Source organism: Rhizobacter sp., assembly GCF_046595475.1.
Classification (GTDB): Bacteria; Pseudomonadota; Gammaproteobacteria; order Burkholderiales; family Burkholderiaceae_C; genus Rhizobacter.
Map to the genome: position 1 here is coordinate 20981 of NZ_JBKJOQ010000043.1, position 16382 is coordinate 37362.

The window sequence follows — 16382 nt, forward strand, 5'->3', positions numbered from 1 at the left end:
GTTCGCCCTGAGCCAAATTCCGTTCGCCCTGAGGTATCGAAGGGCAGCGCAGTGCACCGGCTGAGATTCGTCGCCAATCAGGTTAAACAATGAAGCAAATCATGGAACATGCAGACCTTCTATTGATAGGGGCCGGCCCGTCGAACATCGCCGTGGCCGTGGCGATGGAAGAGCTGGGACGCCCGACGGGCGCCACCAAGGTGCTGATGCTGGAGGCCGGAGACGCCATCTCATGGCACCCGGGAATGATGTTTGCCGAGGCCCAGTCGCAGGTGTCGTTTTTGAAAGACCTGGCCACGCTCAGAAACCCGACCAGCCGCTTCACCTTCTTGAATTTCTTGCACAAGAGCGGGCGGCTAGACGACTTCGTCAACCTGCAGACCTTCTTCCCATACCGGCGCGAGATATCGGCCTACCTGCGCTGGTGTGTCGACCAGCTGCAGCAGGTGGAGCTGCGTTGCGCATCGGCGGTGGAGTCGATACGCCCGTCGCTGGACGCGCAGGGGCGTGTGCAGCGATGGGTGGTGACCTGCCGCGGCGGGCAGGCGTACAGCGCACGCCGCATCGTCTACGGCGCGGGCCGGCAGGCGCACATGCCGGAGCCGTTTGCCCCGCTGGCCAGCGCGAGCGTGCTGCACGCGTCGCAGTTCTTGCACCGTGTGGGCGGGCTGGCTGCCGAGCGCATTCGCACCATCGCCGTGATCGGCGGCGCGCAGAGCAGCGCCGAGGTCTACCAAGAGTGCTTGCGCCGGTTTCCGCAGGCCCGCGTGCGGCTGCTGATGCGCTCGGTCGGCCTGGTGCCCTATGGCGGCAGCAAGTTCACCAACGAGCTGTATTGCGACGATTTTGTCGACCAGTTCTATGAGTCGCCCGAGAGCACGCGCGAGCAGCTGCTGGCGGCCATGCGCGACTCCAACTACGCCGGCGTTACGCCGTCCACACTGGAATCGCTGTTCAGGTTTCACTACCTGCAGCGCATGGACCAAGAGCAGCGCGCGCAAATCCACACGCAGTGCCACATCGAACAAGCCGAGACCGTGGGCGAGCGCACCCGCGTCAGCTGGCGCGAAGGCCACAGCACACAGGCGTGCGAAGACAGTTTCGACCTGGTGGTGCTGGGCACCGGCTACAAGAACGAAGTGCCCGAGCTGCTGCGCGCCGCGCTGCGCCCGCTGGCCACCGGCGACCTGCGCGTGAACCGAAGCTACCGCGTCGACATCCCCTGCGCGGCTGGCGTGTCGCTGCACACGCTCGGCATCAACGAGTCCACCCACGGCATCTCAGACACCTTGCTGAGTGTGGTCGGTGCGCGCGCCAAACGTGTGCTCGACGACATCGCAGCCGAGCCACGCCCAAGCCCGATGGCAGCGGCCACGGCGACTGCCGAGCAACCGGCGGTCGCCTTCACCTGAAACCTCGATCCATCTCTACATCCACTACACCAACACCATGAACCACTACGCACGACTCATCACAGGCCTGGCCCTGGCCGGCCTGGCAGGCGGCGCCTGCGCGGCCGCCCCCACGCAAGCCAACCCCGGCAGCTGCGTCACAGCCAACGCCGGGCCCGACCACGACGGTGTGCGCGACTACGATTTCATCTCGGGCCGCACCTGGACCGTGCGCGGCCGCAAGCGCGTGGGCCGTTTCGTCGGCTCAACCCAATGGGAAGAGATGGACGGTGTTGAAAAGTCTCGCCGCATCGGCGACGCCGGCATGATGGAAGAGATCGTGTTTCCCAAGTGGCGCCCCGACTACAAGCTGACGATCTTGCGCCTGTACGACCCGCTCAGCCGTCGCTGGTCCATCTACGACATGCACGACGCCAACAACACCTCGCCGCCACTTCAAGGCACCTTCCACCATGGCCTGGGCATCTTTGTCGGCGACGACGAGATCAACAACAAACCGGTGAAGGTGCGCTACATCTGGACCTGCGACTGGGTACACCCGCGTTTCCAGCAAGAGTTTTCCAACGACGCCGGCAAGACCTGGGAGATCGACTGGCAGATGGAATTCACCGAAAAGAAATGAGCCTCTTTTGCGATTTAGGTGGTGGGCAGATGCCTCAACTCCCGCTTCGTCATTCCCGCGAAAGCGGTTCCGTTCGCCACAGCCAAGCTCCGTTCGACCTGAGCCAAGCTCCGTTCTCAGTGGGCCAAGCTCCGTTCGCCGTGAGCCAAGCTCCGTTCGCCCTGAGGTATCGAAGGGCAGCGCAATGCCTCGGCGCACCCTTAGATCCCTCAGGGCGAACGAAGCCTATGAAACCGCTGCGGTTCGTCGCCCATCAAGAAATTCAATGGAGCCAAAAATGAAAACACCTAGCCCCAAAAGCTGGCCAGCACTGGCCCTGACGTGCGCTCTGCCAATGCTGCACAGCCTGCCCCTGCGGGCAGCAGAGGCCGAACCCAGTGCACCCGCAGGGCGGCTCGACCTGCTGTTGCGCACCTACGCCGAAGACCTGCGCATTGTTGACGGCGCGCGTCGTCATGGGGTGGTACAGAGTGGCAGGCTTGTTTACCAGTCAGACCACTACGGCGCATCGCCGGGCAACGGCATTGGCTTCGATGTTGGCCTGTACGGTGCTGTGCGGCTCGATGGCGACAGCCAGTCGCGCAACATGGTGCACTACCGCGAAGACGGCAGCGGCTTGCACGACACCGCCTGGGGCTACCTGGGCGAGTACGCGCTGAAGGCCAAGGCCAGCGCCACCACGCTGAAGGCTGGCGTACAGACGGTGTCGAACCCCTACTTGCACCCCTACGACATACGCGCGCTGCCGCCGACATTTCGGGGGCTGTCGCTGCTGTCTGGCGACGTACAGGGCCTCACGCTGGCCGCCGGCTCGTTCGACAAGGTCATCCCGCGGGGCGATGACAAGCTGCGCGGCCTGTCCACCGCATACGCCGGCATTCCGTTTGATCGCATCAGCTATGCCGGTGTCAATGCGCAGCGCGAGACTGCATCATTTGCGCTGTACGCCAGCCAGTCGCGCGACCTGTGGAACCAGTACTACGTGTCGGCCAGCAAGCAGCTCAAGTTCGACAGCGACATCAGCCTCACGGGCCAGGTCGACAGCTACCTGACACGATCGACCGGCGCCCAGCGATCAGGCGAGGTAGACACCAACTCGATCGCGGCCTCGCTGACGGCCACAAAAGGGGCGTCATCGCTGATGCTGGGCTACCAGGTCATTGATGGCGACCAGTTCATGGACTACACGCAAGAGACCGCCGGCATCTTTCTCGGCAATGCCATGGGGGTGGACTACAACGCCCCGCACGAGCGCTCGGTGCAACTGCGCTATGTGTTCAACGGCAACCGTGCGGGCATTCCCGGCTGGACGCTGATGGCCTGGACCGTTCGCGGTTACGGCTCAGATGCCACGGCGTCTGCCGCCGCCCACCCCGACCCCGCCGACCCGCTGCATGATCTGTACTGGAAAAATGGCGAGCCCGCGCGCGGCGGGCACCGCGAATGGGCCGTCAAGTCGATCTACCTGGTGCAAGACGGCCGCTTCAAGGGCACCAAGATCGCTTTCTATGTTTACCGCACGCGCATAGATGCGCTTTACCCGAGCAAGTCGTTCAACGACATGCAACTGATGATCAACACCCCGATCCGCCTCTTTTGAGGCGGGCAATCGACTTCGCTCCAACACAAAAAGGGACCGCACCATGTCTTCAGCATCAGATTTCGACTTCTTCATCGGCGAGTGGCAGGTGGACCACCGCCGCCTCAAAGACCGCTTGGCGGGCTGCACCGAATGGGATGAGTTTGCGGGCACCACCTCCACCCGCAAGGCCTTGGGTGGCATGGGCAATTGCGACGAAAACTTTCTCGACCTGCCGGGGGACCCGTACTACGCAATGACGGTGCGCACCTTCGACGTTGCCAGCCAGAAATGGTCGATCTGGTGGCTAGACGGCCGCCAGCCCGGCACGCTAAATGCCCCCATGACAGGCAGCTTCGACAACGGCGTGGGCATCTTCTACGTGCAAGACACCTACAAGGGAACCCCGATCCGCGTGCGCTTTTTGTGGCGAGTGAAACCCGATGGCACGCCTCGCTGGGAGCAGGCTTTCTCGGCCGACGAAGGCAAGACCTGGGAGACCAACTGGACGATGGAGTTCAACAAGGCCGGCTCTCATTGAAGAGCTCCCCGGTGGCCTCTGGCCCGCCGGCTCCCGATTTGAATGAGGGCCTATCAGTCGCTGTACATGGGTAGCGTCCTAGACTACGCGCCATCGCTTTGTCATCAAGGCTCAACCCGATGCAAACCATGACCGGCGCTGGATTCAACATCGACGCCGCGCTACAGCGCTTGGTCGACGAGGCTTATCGCCTGCTCGCTGCACTGCCGCTGCTGGCGCTCTCGCTGCTGCTGATCTGGCTCGGCTGGGCGATGGGGGGCTGGCTGTCGCGGCGGGCCTTCTTCGACCGCATCGACAACCGCAACCCCTTTTTGCGCGACCTTGCGCGCACCACGGCGCGATGGGCGGTGTGCGGCACCTCGATTCTGGTGGCCTTGCAGATCCTCGATGCAACGGCCCTGGTAGGTGCCGTGCTCGGCACGGCGGGCGTGCTCGGCGTAGCGCTCGGGTTTGCCTTCAAGGACACGCTGGAGAACTACCTCGCCGGCATCTTGATGAGCTTGCGGCAGCCGTTCGCGCCGCGCGACCATGTTGTGATCGACGGCAACGAAGGCCTGGTCATGTCCATGACCTCTCGCGCCACCATTCTGATGACACTTGACGGAAACCACCTGCGCCTGCCCAACGCGCTCGTCTTCCGCAGCGTCACGCTCAACTACACGCGCAACCCGAGCCGGCGCTTCAACTTCGACATCGGCATCGGTGTCAACGAAGATCTGGTCATGGCCCAGCAGATCGGTGTGGAAGAGTTGGGGCGCCTCGATGGCGTGATCCCCAAGCCGCCGCCGCGCGCCTACATCGCGGCGCTGGGTGACTCCAACGTTCAGCTGCGGTTCCAAGGCTGGGTTGACCAGCGCACACACGACTTCCTGATGGTCAAGAGCGAGGCGATCCGCACCGTCAAGCTGGCGCTCGAAGGGCACGGCATGGACATGCCGGAGCCGATCTATCGGGTGCAAATCACCGAGCGGGCGGCCACGCCGCCGCCTGCCGCGGCGCGCCGTCTTGCCACATCAGGCGAAGCCATAGACACACGCGCCATCGACGACGTGCAGCAGCAGATGGACGAGGAGCCGCGCCTGGCCTCTGCGCAAGACCTTCTCGACCCGGCCGCGCCGCGGGAATAAGCGCTCAGACCCACAACCTCTTAACATGGCGCATGGAATTCAAGGACTACTACAAGACACTCGGCGTGGCCAAGACAGCCACGGCCGACGACATCAAGAAGGCTTACCGCAAACTCGCGCGCCAACACCACCCCGATGTGAGCAAGGCCGCCGACGCCACTGACCGCATGGCAGAGGTGAATGAAGCAAACGCCGTGCTGTCAGATCCCGAGAAACGTGCGGCTTACGACACGCTCGGCAGCGAAGCACAGGCGCGACCGGGGCAAGACTTTCGCCCGCCGCCCCACTGGAATGCCGGTTTCGAGTTCTCTGACGCCGGCGGCGAGGACGTAACGCACAGCGACTTCTTCGAGCAACTCTTTGGCCGAGGCGCGCGCACCCGAGGCCCGAGCCGCGGCCCGCAGTCGCAACGCGGAAGCGATCACCACGCCAAGATCGAGCTCGACATCCTCGACGCCTATCAAGGCGCAGAGCGCACCATCGCCCTGCGCAGCGCACACCTCGACGGCGAAGGCCGCGTGGTCAACGAAACACGCAACCTGCAGGTCAGCATCCCCAAAGGCGTGTACGAAGGCCAGCACATACGCCTGGCCGGCCGCGGCAGCCCCGGCAGCGGCGGCGCGCCGGCCGGCGATTTGCTGCTGGAAGTGCTTTTCAAGGCCGACCCGCGCTGGCGTGCCGAAGGCCGCGACATTCATCAGCGCCTGCCGGTGAGCCCCTGGGAAGCCTCACTGGGCGCCACCGCCGTCGTGCTCACGCCGGGCGGCGAGGCCGAGGTGCGCCTGCCCGCCGGCTGGCGCACTGGCCGCAAACTGCGGCTCAAGGGGCGCGGCATTCCGGGCAGTACGCCAGGTGATCTGTATCTGGAACTTGAGATGGCGCTGCCTCCGGCCGACAGCGATCAAGCCCGCGCGGCTTACGCGGCGATGGCTCTGGCCTTCCCTGCGTTCGATCCGCGTCAACTGAAGGGAGCCTGAGCATGCAAGTTGCGATTCTCTTGTCAGCGGAGCCAGCCGAAGTGCTCGATGGCCCGATCTTTTCGGCCGATGAGCTGGCACACGCCTGCGGCATGAGCGTCGACTGGGTTCTCGCGCGTGTCGAGTTAGAGGTTTTGCCTGTCGATGACCGCAGCGGCGAGCATCGCTTCGACAGCGCCACGCTGGTGAGGGCGCGCCGCATCGTGGCGCTGGAGGCCACATTCGATGCCGACCCACAGCTGGCGGCGCTGGCGGCCGACCTGATCGAGGAAGTGAATCGGCTGAGGCGTCAGCTGACGGCGCTACAGGGCACGCAAGGCGCAGGCTACTGAGCTTTCCCTGTTGCGCGACAGATCGCTTTCCGTTCAGCTCGTTTTCCGTTCGCACTGAGCCTGTCGAAGTGCCTGAGTCCAGGTGCACGCTGGCTTCGACAAGCTCAGCCCGAACGGAGATTGAGGTCGCGAATTTTGAAAACTCAATCGTGCGGCGCGCCCCTCTTTTTCATCGCTTGCAGAGTACTTCCACCATCGCCTTCGCAAGGGCCTCGCTCGAACTTGGGTTCTGGCCCGTCAGCAGGTTGGCGTCGTGCTCAATGTGACTGAGCATGGGCAACAACGCCGAATGGAAATCTGCACCGCTCGCCTTCATCGCATCTTCGAGCAAAAAAGGCACCACGTCTTTGAGGCCAGCCAAGCGCTCTTCGGTATTGGTAAAGCCAGTGGCGCGTCGGCCCTTCAGGAACGGTTCACCGCTGGCGCGCTGGGCGTGTACGAGGGCAGCTGGCCCGTGGCAGATGGTGGCAATCAGCCTGCCTGAGGCATCGTGGCGGGCCACCAGAGCGTGCAGTGTTGCGTTGTGCGCCAGGTCCATCATCGGTCCATGGCCGCCCGGGATGAAGATGGCGTCGAACCTCTCGTTCTGTACCGAAGCCAGCGTCACGCTGCTGCGCAGCGCTTGAAGGGCCGGCGCCCAGTTCTTCTGTTGCTTTTCGTTCGGTTCCGTCTTTGGGTCCAGGGGTACCGCGCCGCCCTTGGGCGAGGCCACAGTGACAGTGATGCCCGCCTCTGCGGCGGCCATGTATGGCACCGCGAACTCTTCCAGCCACAGGCCGGTGGGGTGGTCGGGCGCGAGTTGATTGGCACTTGTCGTGACGAAGAGAGCGTGCATGGTGATCCTTCAGAAGTACTGGATCGCCCAATTTAGAACAAGGCGGGGCGCAGGCATGTAGGACGACGGCGCGAGCGAAGTAGCGCCAGTCAGGAAGGCCAAGACCCATCAGCACGGCGCGCGGTTTTGTCCTACTTGTCGACACGACCGGCGAGAGTTGGAGGGGACGCTCGCATGTCCTAACCTTGCCTGCGGCAGCTTGAAGAGAGAACAACATGTCACCGCTTAAAGAACCCTTCCCGGGTGACCTCAACTCAGTAGATGTCACGGCGCGAGATGACCCGGCGAATGCCTCGACCGAGAAAGTCAGCGACCGCCCGCCCGCCGGCCGGTTGACGCCGGAACAGTTGCGAGCCGCGGCCAAAGTCTTGGCCAGGTTTCACTGTTGAGCCGGCAGTATTCAACTTGATGCTCAGGCCCCTCCCGTTCGCCCTGAGGAATCGAAGGGCAGCGCCGTGCTCCATGGCTGCCCTTAGCTACCTCAGGGCGAACGCAGATTCAAGTTCAATCATGCTGGCTCACTGGCTACGCAACATCCACACGCTGCTGTAGCGCCGCCGAGCGGCTCGGCTGCTCTCCTCCCCGGCTCATCCGTTCGCCGCTAACGGCGCCTAGAGAGGCATCACGTAGTGAAGCACGGTCAGGTCGGTGGCACTGGCATCGCGCTGGAAACTGTTGCTCTCGAACATCTCGCGCATGCCGCTGTTTTCCCTCATCACCTCGGCTATCACCTTCTGCGTATGGTGAGCCTTCAGGTAGTCGAGCATCTTGTGCAACAGCAGGTAGCCCAGGCCCTGGCCGTGTAGATCAGAGCGAACAATGATTGCCAGCTCGGCCGCCACGTTGTCGGGGTCGGCCACGGCACGCACCACACCTAGCGTTTGCGGCTTGCCGTCGGCAGAAGTTTCGATGGCGATGAACGCCATTTCTCTCGCGTAGTCGATCTGTACCAAGCGCGCCATCTCGCTGCGCGGGATCTCGCGGCGGCTGGTGAAGAAGCGCAGGCGCAGGTCTTCGGGCGCCAGGCCTTCGGTGAAGGCGCGGTGCATGGCTTCGTCTTCAGGGCGTATCGGCCGCACCTGCAATGAGCGCCCTTGCCAGGCAATCGTTTCGGCCAGCTCTGCCGGGTAGGGCTGGATAGCGAACCTTGCTGTGCCCGCGCCCGGCGTCTTGCCTACACGCACCCGTGCGTCTAGCGCCACCACGCCATCGGCGTCGGCCCACAGCGGGTTGATGTCAAGCTCGCACAGCTCGGGTATGTCGGCCAGCATCTGCGACAGCGCCACGAGCACATCGCAAACAGCATCGAGCTGTGCCGGCGGGTGGTCACGGTAACCCGCCAGCAGCGTGGCCACGCGCGTGCGCGAGATCATCTCCCTGGCCAGCGCGCGGTTCAAGGGCGGCAAAGCAATGGCGCGGTCGGCGACCACCTCGACCGCGGTGCCGCCCTGCCCGAACAGCAGCACCGGGCCAAACAATGCGTCGACGCTCGCGCCCACGATCAGCTCTTGCGCGAACGCCCGCTTGACCATCGCCTGCACCGTGAAGCCGCTGATGCGCGCTTGCGGCTGCTGGCTGCGTACTCGCGCCAGCATCGCATCGGCCGCGCTGCGCAGCTCGCGCTCATCACGCAGGCTCAGCTGCACACCGCCCACGTCAGACTTGTGGCTGATGTCGGGCGACCAGATCTTCAGCACAACCGGGTAGCCCATGCCCTGTGCTGCCGTGATGGCTTCTTCGGCCGACGGCCCCACAGCCACGGTGGGCACGATGGGGATGCCATAGGCTTTCAGCAAGGTCTTGGCTTCCAGCTCGTCGAGCATGTCGCGCCCCGCCGCGAGCGCTGCATCAATCACGAAACGCGCCCCGGCAAGGTCGGGCGGCCCGTTCTCGCTGGCGGTGGGTGCCTCCAGCAGCAGTGCCTGGTTGCGCCGGTAGGTGGCCAGCATGGCGAAGGCGCGCACGGCTTCTTCAGGCGTGGCGTAATCGGCCACGCCGGCTGCTTCAAAGATGCGCCGCGCCTCGGCCACGGCAGCGTCACCGAGCCAACACGCCATGATGCGGCCGGCCGCAGGGCGCACGATGGGCTCACAGGCACGGGCAATGTCGGCGCTGTTGACGATGGCGGTTGGCGCGTGCATGAACAGCACGGCACCGGTGTCTCGATCGGCCAGCAATGCTTGCAGCGTCTCGGTGTAGCGCTGCGCCGGCGCGTCGCCAATGATGTCGATCGGGTTGGCGTGCGACCAGGTCGGCGGCAGCAAGGCATCGAGCTGCCGGCGCAGGCTCGAGCTCAGTTCGCTCAGCGGCACGCCAGCCAGTGCAGCAGCGTCGGCCGCCATCACACCTGCACCACCGCCATTGGTCATCAAGGTCAACGCGCCATGCCGCGCACCTTGCGATTCATCACGAAAGCGCGCCAGCGTCTGGGCCGCCATGAACAGGTCTTGCAGCGTGTCTACACGCAGCATGCCGGCGCGGCGTATGGCGGCGTCGAACACCACGTCGGAGCCTGCCAGCGCACCGGTATGCGAGGCAGCGGCTTTCATGCCCTGCCCCGCCCGCCCCGCCTTCACCACGATCACCGGCTTGTTGCGCGCCGCCGCGCGTGCTGCCGACATGAACTTGCGCGGGGATTCGATCGACTCGATGTAGAGAAGAATGGAGCGCGTATGCGGGTCGCTCGCCAGGTGGTCGAGCAGGTCGCCGAAATCGACATCTGCATGCTCGCCCAGCGACACCATGTGCGAGAAGCCGATGCGCCGCGAGCTGGCCCAGTCGAGCACGGCGGTGACCAGCGCACCCGACTGCGAGACAAAAGCCACGTCGCCGGGCAATGCGTCGATGTGAGCGAAGCTTGCATTCAAGCCCAGGTGCGGCGACAGCAAACCCAGGCAATTGGGGCCCAGGATGCGCAGAAGGTGCTGCCGTGCTGCGTCGAGCACCGCCTGCTTCTGCTGCGCGGTGAGGCCCGCTGTCATGACGATGGCGGCACGCGTGCCGAGCTCTGCGAATTGCAGCACCAGGCGCGCCACGGTGTCGGGCGGCGTGCAAATGATGGCGAGGTCGGGTGCCTCAGGCAGGTCGGCCGGCCGCGCAAACACCTTCACGCCTTCTAACGCATGCGGCTTCAGATTGATGGCGTAGCGCGCGCCGGTGTATGGCCCTGCGCACAGGTTGCGCCACACCGTGGCGCCCACGCTCCCCGCGCGCTGCGAGGCGCCCACCACGACCACAGAGGCCGGTGTCAGAAGTGCGTCGAGATGGCGAACGCTCACGGTGTGATGGCCACCTTGAGCACGCCATCGCGCTGGTGGCTGAAGAGTTCGTAGGCCGCTTCAATCTGGTCGAGTTTGAAGCGGTGCGTGACCATGGCGCCGAGATCCACACGTTTGGATTCGATCACCGACATCAACCGGCGCATGCGCTCCTTGCCGCCCGGGCACAGCGTGGTGACGATGCGGTTGTCGCCCAGCCCGGCCGCAAACGCTCCGAGCGGAATGGTGAGGTCGGTGGAGTACACGCCCAGGCTCGACAAGGTGCCACCCGGTCGCAGCACACGCAGGCAGGCCTCGAAGGTCTGCTGCGTGCCCAGCGCCTCGATGGCGACATCGACCCCTCGCCCTGCGGTGAGCCGCATGATCTCTTCGACAGCGTCGGTCTTGCTGCCATCGATCACGTGGTCTGCACCCATCTGGCGGGCCATGTTCAGACGGTCTGTCAAACGGTCAACGCCAATCACCAGGCTGGCACCGGCGAGCTTGGCACCCGCCGTGGCGCACAGGCCGATGGGGCCTTGCGCAAACACGACGACCGTGTCGCCTATGCGCACGCCGCCGCTTTCAGCGCCGCTGAAGCCGGTTGACATGATGTCGGGGCACATCAACACCTGCTCATCGCTCAAGCTGTTGGGCACGGGCGCCAGGTTGGCCATGGCATCGGGCACGAGCACGTACTCGGCCTGACAGCCGTCAATGGTGTTGCCCAGCTTCCAGCCACCCGCGGCCTTCCAGCCATGCGGCGTGCCCGCGCCGTCTTGCGAAAAGGTGCCGCACAGGCAGGCGTTGCTCCAGCCACTGGGCGTGATGGCACCGGAGATCACACGTTGCCCCTCTTGGTAGCCCTGCACCGCGGAGCCAAGTTTCTCGATGATGCCCACCGGCTCGTGCCCTATCGTCAGCCCCTTGGCCACCGGGTATTCGCCCTTGAGGATGTGCACATCAGTGCCGCAGATCGTGGTGGTGGTGATGCGCATCAGCGCGTCCAGCGGGCCGACGTCTGGAATCGGCTTGTCGTCGAGCACGATGCGGCCTGGCGAAACGAAGATTGCGGCTTTCATCTTGGGCATGCGTATCCCCTCAGTGGAGTGCCGCTGCACTGTCGAGCACAGTGCGCCGGCTGTCTGTGTGGCAGCGCACACCTGGGCGCGTACGCGTTGCCGTCATTCCCGTGAAAACGGGAATCCACGAAGGCCGTCAACCTGGATGCCCGCTCGGGCGCAGCCCGGCCATCACGCGACGGGCGCACAGCACCACGTTGTCAACCGTGAACCCGAACTCAGGCAACAGCACATCGGCGGGCGCCGAAGCGCCGAAGCGATCCACGCCCAGCACGTCGCCGCGGTCGCCCACATAACGGTGCCACCCTTGCGAGGCCCCGAGCTCCACGGCCAGCCGCGCAGGCACGTCGGGCGGCAACACTTCATCGCGGTAGCTCTGGGTTTGCGCCTCGAACAGGTCCCAGCTGGGCACCGAGACGCAGCGCACAGCGACGCCTTCGGCTTGCAGGCGTTCGGCGGCAGCCAGGATCAGTGTCACCTCAGAGCCGCTGGCCAACAGGATCAGCTCAGGCCCGCGGCCCTTGGCGACGACAGCCGGCGCGTCGTGCACCACATACGCACCGCGGCGCAGGCCTTCGGCGCTTGCATACCGGCTGCGGTCCAGCGTGGGCAGGTTTTGCCGGGTCAACACCAGCAGCACCGGGCGATCGCGCGTCTCGACCGCCACCCTCCAGGCCAGCGCAGTTTCGTTGGCATCGGCCGGGCGGATCAGCGTGAGCTTGGGCATTGCGCGCAGGCTGGCGAGCTGCTCTACGGGCTGGTGCGTCGGGCCGTCTTCGCCCACCGCGATGCTGTCGTGCGTGAACACATGCACCACGTGCAGGCCCATCAACGCGGCCAGGCGTATGGGTGGCCGCATGTAGTCTGAAAATATGAAGAAGGTGGACCCGAATGCAAGGTAGGCGCCGTGCGCGGCCAGGCCGTTGACGATGGCCCCCATGGCGTGCTCGCGCACGCCGAAGTGCAGGTTGCGGCCGGCAAAGCTCCAGCCCCCGGCGTCGCCGCCTTGCGGGTCTTCGCCCGCGCTGAGTGGCGGGTTGTAGGTGCCCTGCCCTTTCAACGCGGTGTGGGTTGACGGATCAAGATCAGCCGACCCGCCGAAGAGTGCGGGCAGCCGTGCTGCGATGGCGTTCATCACCTGCCCGCCCGCAACGCGTGTGGCCATACCCTTCTCGTCGGCTGCGAAGACCGGGATCTCAGTGTCCCAGCCCGCCGGCAGGTCGCCGCGCAGGCGGCCTTGCAGCTCGGCATACAGCTGCGGGAAGGCCTCGGCGTAGTGCCGCATGCGCGAATTCCACTCGGCTTCGGCCTCTTCTCCTCGCGCCAACGCCAGGCGAAAGTGTTGGCGCGCCGCATCGGGAACGTAGAACAGAGGCTCGATGGGCCAGCCCAGTGCTTGCTTGGTGCGCTTCACGTCTTCCACCCCCAGCGGCGAGCCGTGGGCCTTGAAGCTGTCTTGCTCGGGCGAGCCGAAGCCGATGTGCGTGCGCACGAGGATCAGTGACGGCCGCGTGGTGTCGGCACGCGCTGCGTCGATTGCGGCATTCACCGCCTCGAGATCGTTGCCATCGTTGACGACCAAGGTCTGCCAGCCGCAGGCCTGAAAGCGCAAAGCGCGGTCTTCGCTGAAGGTGATGTCGGTGCCCGCCGCGAGCGTGACGCGGTTGTCGTCGTACAGGCAGATGAGCTTGCCCAACTTCAGGTGGCCGGCCAGCGAAGCCGCCTCAGCCGCCACGCCTTCCATCAGGTCGCCGTCGCTCACGATGGCCCAGGTGCGGTGGTCGATGGGCGCGTGCCTGCCTTGGTTGTAGCGGGCCGCCAAGTGAGACTCGGCGATGGCCATGCCCACGGCGTTGGCCAGGCCCTGGCCCAGTGGGCCGGTGGTGATCTCAACCCCGGGCGTGTGGCCGCGCTCGGGGTGGCCGGGCGCTTTGCTGCCCCACTGGCGAAAGCGCTTCAGGTCGTCCAGCGACAGGTCGTAGCCGGTCATGTGCAGCAAGCTGTAGAGCAGCGCGGAGCCGTGCCCGGCCGAGAGCACGAAGCGGTCGCGATCAGCCCACAGCGGCTTGGCCGGGTGGTGTTTCAGATGGCCGGCCCACAAGGCGTAGGCCATCGTGGCCGCACCCAGCGGCAGGCCCGGGTGGCCGCTGTTGGCCTGCTGCACCATGTCAACAGACAGGAAGCGCAGCGTGTTGATGCATTGCAGATCGAGCGGGTTGGCCATGGTGTTTCTGTCTTTGATTCAGGTGGGAAGTTCCATCGCGGCCGAGTACTCACCGCGGCGCGCGGCGCGGTTGCAGGCCGCGCGGTGCAGCAGCGCGCGCTGCGCCTGCTGCACGTTGGCGGGCTCGCCACGCCAGATGTCTAGCGCCGGATACTGGATCGCGCGCGAAAAAGAAAACGTCAGCGCCCACGGCATGCGCCCTTTGAAGCGCCGGTTCATCGCATTCAGCCGCGCTGACGCCAGCTCGGCGCTCTGCCCACCCGACAGAAACGCGATGCCCGGCACCGCAGCCGGCACGGCGCGCAGCAGACAGGTCACGGTGGCGTCGGCCACGTCGCTCACGGTGTGCTGCTGAGCACAGGCCAAGCCCGGCAGCACCATGTTCGGCTTGAGCAGCAGGCCTTCGAGCAGCACGCACTGCGCATGCAGTTGTGCGAAGACCTCGGTCAGCACTTGCGCGCTGACCTCTGCGCAGCGCTGCAATGTGTGGTCGCCCTCCATCAACACTTCGGGTTCAACGATGGGCACCAGCCCGGCCTCTTGGCACAGCGCGGCGTAACGTGCGAGTGCGTGGGCGTTGGCCACGATGCACGCCGTGCTCGGCAGGCTCTTGTCAATCGCGATCACGGCGCGCCACTTGGCGAATCGCGCGCCCATCGCGGCATAGCTCACCAGCCGTTCGCGCAAACCATCCAGCCCTTCGGTGACGCTTTCGCCAGGGTGCCCGGCCAGCGGCTTCGCACCGGCATCGACCTTGATGCCAGCGACGATGCCCACGTCGGCCAGGGCCTGCGCAAAAGGCCGGCCATCGTGCAGGCTCTGGTGGATCGTCTCGTCGTACAGAATCGCGCCGCTGATGCTGTCAGACAGATCGGGCGTGATGACGATGAGCTCGCGCCACGCGCGGCGCGCCTCTTCGGTCTGCGGGATGCCGAGCGCGGCGAAGCGCTTGTTGCAGGTCGGGTTGCTTTCGTCCATCGCGATCAGGCCCTTGTCGTCGGCCATCAGGGCGGCAGCGGTTGCGCGCAGGGCCTGTTCGTTCATCGCGACTCGCCCCAACGCCAGTTGCGAATCTCCGGCATGTCTTGCCCGTGCAGGCCGATGTACTGCCGGTGTGCGCTCAGCTTGTCTTTGAGCAGCCGCTTCAACGCCAGCCCTTTGTCGCCGGTCTGTGGCAGGCGGTCTATCGTGTCCATCACGAGGTGAAAGCGGTCAAGCTCGTTCAACACCGTCATGTCAAACGGCGTCGTGATCGTGCCTTCTTCTTTGTAGCCGCGCACGTGGATGTTGTCGTGGTTGGTGCGGCGATAGGTCAGCCGATGGATCAGCCACGGGTAGGCGTGAAAGGCGAAGATGACGGGCTTGTCTTTGGTGAACAGCGCGTCGAAATCAGCATCGCTCAACCCATGCGGGTGCTCGGTGCTCGGTTGCAGCCGCATCAGATCGACCACGTTGACGACGCGTATCTTCACGGCCGGCAAGTGCTCGCGCAAGATCGATACGGCCGCCAGCGTCTCCAGCGTCGGCACATCGCCGCAGCAGGCCATCACCACATCGGGTTGTGCGTCTCCGCCACTGCTGGCCCATTCCCAAATGCCTATGCCTTGCGCGCAGTGTTTGACGGCCGCGTCCATCGTCAACCACTGCGGCGCCGGGTGTTTGCCCGCCACCACCACGTTGACGTAGTGGCGGCTGCGCAGGCAATGGTCCATCACCGACAGCAAGCAGTTCGCGTCGGGCGGCAGGTACACGCGCACCACTTCAGCCTTCTTGTTGACGACGTGGTCAATGAAGCCCGGGTCTTGATGCGTGAAGCCGTTGTGGTCTTGGCGCCAGACGTGTGAGGCGAGAAGGTAGTTGAGCGACGCGATCTTGCGCCGCCACGGAATCTGCGAGGTCACCTTCAGCCACTTGGCATGCTGGTTGAACATCGAGTCGATGATGTGGATGAAGGCTTCGTAGCAGTTGAAGACGCCATGCCGGCCGGTCAGCAGATAGCCTTCGAGCCAGCCTTCGCACTGGTGCTCGCTCAGCATCTCCATCACGCGGCCGGTGGGCGCGAGAAATTCGTCGTTGGGCTCGGTCGCCGCATCCCACTGCCGCTGCGTCACTTCAAAGAGTGCCGCCAAGCCGTTGGAGAGCGTCTCGTCGGGCCCGAAGACGCGGAAGTTGCGCTGCGCGTCGTTGAACTTCGCCACGTCGCGCAAGAAGGGGCCGAGCACGTGGGTGTCACCGATTCCGGGTGCGCCCGGCTCGGGCACCTTGCAGGCGTATTCCCGAAAGTCGGGCATGTGCAGGTCGCGCAACAGCAAGCCGCCATTGGCGTGCGGGTTGGCGCCCATACGCCGCGCGCGCACCGGTGCGAGCTCGGCCAGCTCGGGGATCAACCGGCCC

General features: G+C 65.0%; 13 protein-coding genes. 7 read left to right on the plus strand and 6 right to left on the minus strand.

Features of this window, described 5'->3' with window-relative positions:
• Positions 1 to 101 precede the first annotated feature (101 nt).
• The 7 genes from AC30QB_RS08060 (at position 102) to AC30QB_RS08090 (ending at position 6590) form a co-directional block, all read left to right on the plus strand.
• Complete coding sequence (locus AC30QB_RS08060) at positions 102 to 1412, plus strand: SidA/IucD/PvdA family monooxygenase (protein WP_489545683.1); 1311 nt, start codon at positions 102 to 104, stop codon at positions 1410 to 1412.
• Positions 1413 to 1449: 37 nt separating this feature from the next.
• Positions 1450 to 2034 carry a hypothetical protein gene (locus tag AC30QB_RS08065; RefSeq protein WP_489545684.1) on the plus strand — a complete coding sequence of 195 codons (585 nt, stop codon included), beginning with the start codon at positions 1450 to 1452 and terminating at the stop codon, positions 2032 to 2034.
• Positions 2035 to 2311: 277 nt separating this feature from the next.
• Positions 2312 to 3634 carry an OprD family outer membrane porin gene (locus tag AC30QB_RS08070; RefSeq protein WP_489545685.1) on the plus strand — a complete coding sequence of 441 codons (1323 nt, stop codon included), beginning with the start codon at positions 2312 to 2314 and terminating at the stop codon, positions 3632 to 3634.
• Positions 3635 to 3677: 43 nt separating this feature from the next.
• Positions 3678 to 4154, plus strand: coding sequence for a DUF1579 domain-containing protein (locus tag AC30QB_RS08075; RefSeq protein ID WP_489545686.1), 477 nt, complete (start codon positions 3678 to 3680; stop codon positions 4152 to 4154).
• A 119-nt stretch (positions 4155 to 4273) separates the two neighbouring features.
• A complete protein-coding gene (locus AC30QB_RS08080) occupies positions 4274 to 5281 on the plus strand; it encodes a mechanosensitive ion channel family protein (RefSeq protein WP_489545687.1) in 1008 nt (335 codons plus the stop codon).
• Positions 5282 to 5313: 32 nt separating this feature from the next.
• On the plus strand, positions 5314 to 6258 hold the full coding sequence (locus tag AC30QB_RS08085) for a DnaJ C-terminal domain-containing protein (protein ID WP_489545688.1): 945 nt from the start codon (positions 5314 to 5316) through the stop codon (positions 6256 to 6258).
• Positions 6259 to 6260: 2 nt separating this feature from the next.
• A complete protein-coding gene (locus tag AC30QB_RS08090) occupies positions 6261 to 6590 on the plus strand; it encodes a MerR family transcriptional regulator (protein ID WP_489545689.1) in 330 nt (109 codons plus the stop codon).
• A 169-nt stretch (positions 6591 to 6759) separates the two neighbouring features.
• Here AC30QB_RS08090 and AC30QB_RS08095 read toward each other — a convergent pair whose 3' ends face one another.
• From AC30QB_RS08095 to AC30QB_RS08120, 6 genes are all read right to left on the minus strand, one after another.
• Positions 6760 to 7425: a type 1 glutamine amidotransferase domain-containing protein gene (locus tag AC30QB_RS08095; RefSeq protein ID WP_489545690.1), complete on the minus strand. Its 666-nt coding sequence runs from the start codon at positions 7423 to 7425 to the stop codon at positions 6760 to 6762.
• A gap of 611 nt (positions 7426 to 8036) precedes the next feature.
• Positions 8037 to 10703: a bifunctional acetate--CoA ligase family protein/GNAT family N-acetyltransferase gene (locus AC30QB_RS08100; RefSeq protein WP_489545691.1), complete on the minus strand. Its 2667-nt coding sequence runs from the start codon at positions 10701 to 10703 to the stop codon at positions 8037 to 8039.
• Complete coding sequence (locus AC30QB_RS08105; protein ID WP_489545692.1) at positions 10700 to 11773, minus strand: NAD(P)-dependent alcohol dehydrogenase; 1074 nt, start codon at positions 11771 to 11773, stop codon at positions 10700 to 10702. Before AC30QB_RS08105 ends, AC30QB_RS08100 begins: the two co-directional genes overlap by 4 nt.
• A 127-nt stretch (positions 11774 to 11900) precedes the next feature.
• Positions 11901 to 13988 carry a transketolase gene (gene tkt / locus AC30QB_RS08110; RefSeq protein ID WP_489545693.1) on the minus strand — a complete coding sequence of 696 codons (2088 nt, stop codon included), beginning with the start codon at positions 13986 to 13988 and terminating at the stop codon, positions 11901 to 11903.
• Between the two features lie 18 nt (positions 13989 to 14006).
• The gene (locus AC30QB_RS08115; protein WP_489545694.1) at positions 14007 to 15032 is read right to left on the minus strand and encodes a class I fructose-bisphosphate aldolase; all 1026 of its coding nucleotides are present in this window, start codon (positions 15030 to 15032) and stop codon (positions 14007 to 14009) included.
• Positions 15029 to 16382, minus strand: a 1354-nt coding sequence (locus AC30QB_RS08120; protein ID WP_489545695.1) for a phosphoketolase family protein, incomplete at its 5' end; no start/stop codon positions are given. The genes AC30QB_RS08115 and AC30QB_RS08120, both read right to left, overlap by 4 nt.

Excerpts from the sequence above, each read along its gene's own strand:
- AC30QB_RS08090 (WP_489545689.1), top strand. The coding sequence starts at position 6,261 with ATGCAAGTTGCGATTCTCTTGTCAGCGGAGCCAGCCGAAGTGCTCGAT.
- AC30QB_RS08095 (WP_489545690.1), bottom strand. The coding sequence starts at position 7,425 with ATGCACGCTCTCTTCGTCACGACAAGTGCCAATCAACTCGCGCCCGAC.
- AC30QB_RS08060 (WP_489545683.1), top strand. The coding sequence starts at position 102 with ATGGAACATGCAGACCTTCTATTGATAGGGGCCGGCCCGTCGAACATC.
- AC30QB_RS08075 (WP_489545686.1), top strand. The coding sequence starts at position 3,678 with ATGTCTTCAGCATCAGATTTCGACTTCTTCATCGGCGAGTGGCAGGTG.
- AC30QB_RS08085 (WP_489545688.1), top strand. The coding sequence starts at position 5,314 with ATGGAATTCAAGGACTACTACAAGACACTCGGCGTGGCCAAGACAGCC.
- AC30QB_RS08115 (WP_489545694.1), bottom strand. The coding sequence starts at position 15,032 with ATGAACGAACAGGCCCTGCGCGCAACCGCTGCCGCCCTGATGGCCGAC.
- AC30QB_RS08070 (WP_489545685.1), top strand. The coding sequence starts at position 2,312 with ATGAAAACACCTAGCCCCAAAAGCTGGCCAGCACTGGCCCTGACGTGC.
- AC30QB_RS08105 (WP_489545692.1), bottom strand. The coding sequence starts at position 11,773 with ATGCCCAAGATGAAAGCCGCAATCTTCGTTTCGCCAGGCCGCATCGTG.
- AC30QB_RS08065 (WP_489545684.1), top strand. The coding sequence starts at position 1,450 with ATGAACCACTACGCACGACTCATCACAGGCCTGGCCCTGGCCGGCCTG.
- AC30QB_RS08080 (WP_489545687.1), top strand. The coding sequence starts at position 4,274 with ATGCAAACCATGACCGGCGCTGGATTCAACATCGACGCCGCGCTACAG.
- tkt (WP_489545693.1), bottom strand. The coding sequence starts at position 13,988 with ATGGCCAACCCGCTCGATCTGCAATGCATCAACACGCTGCGCTTCCTG.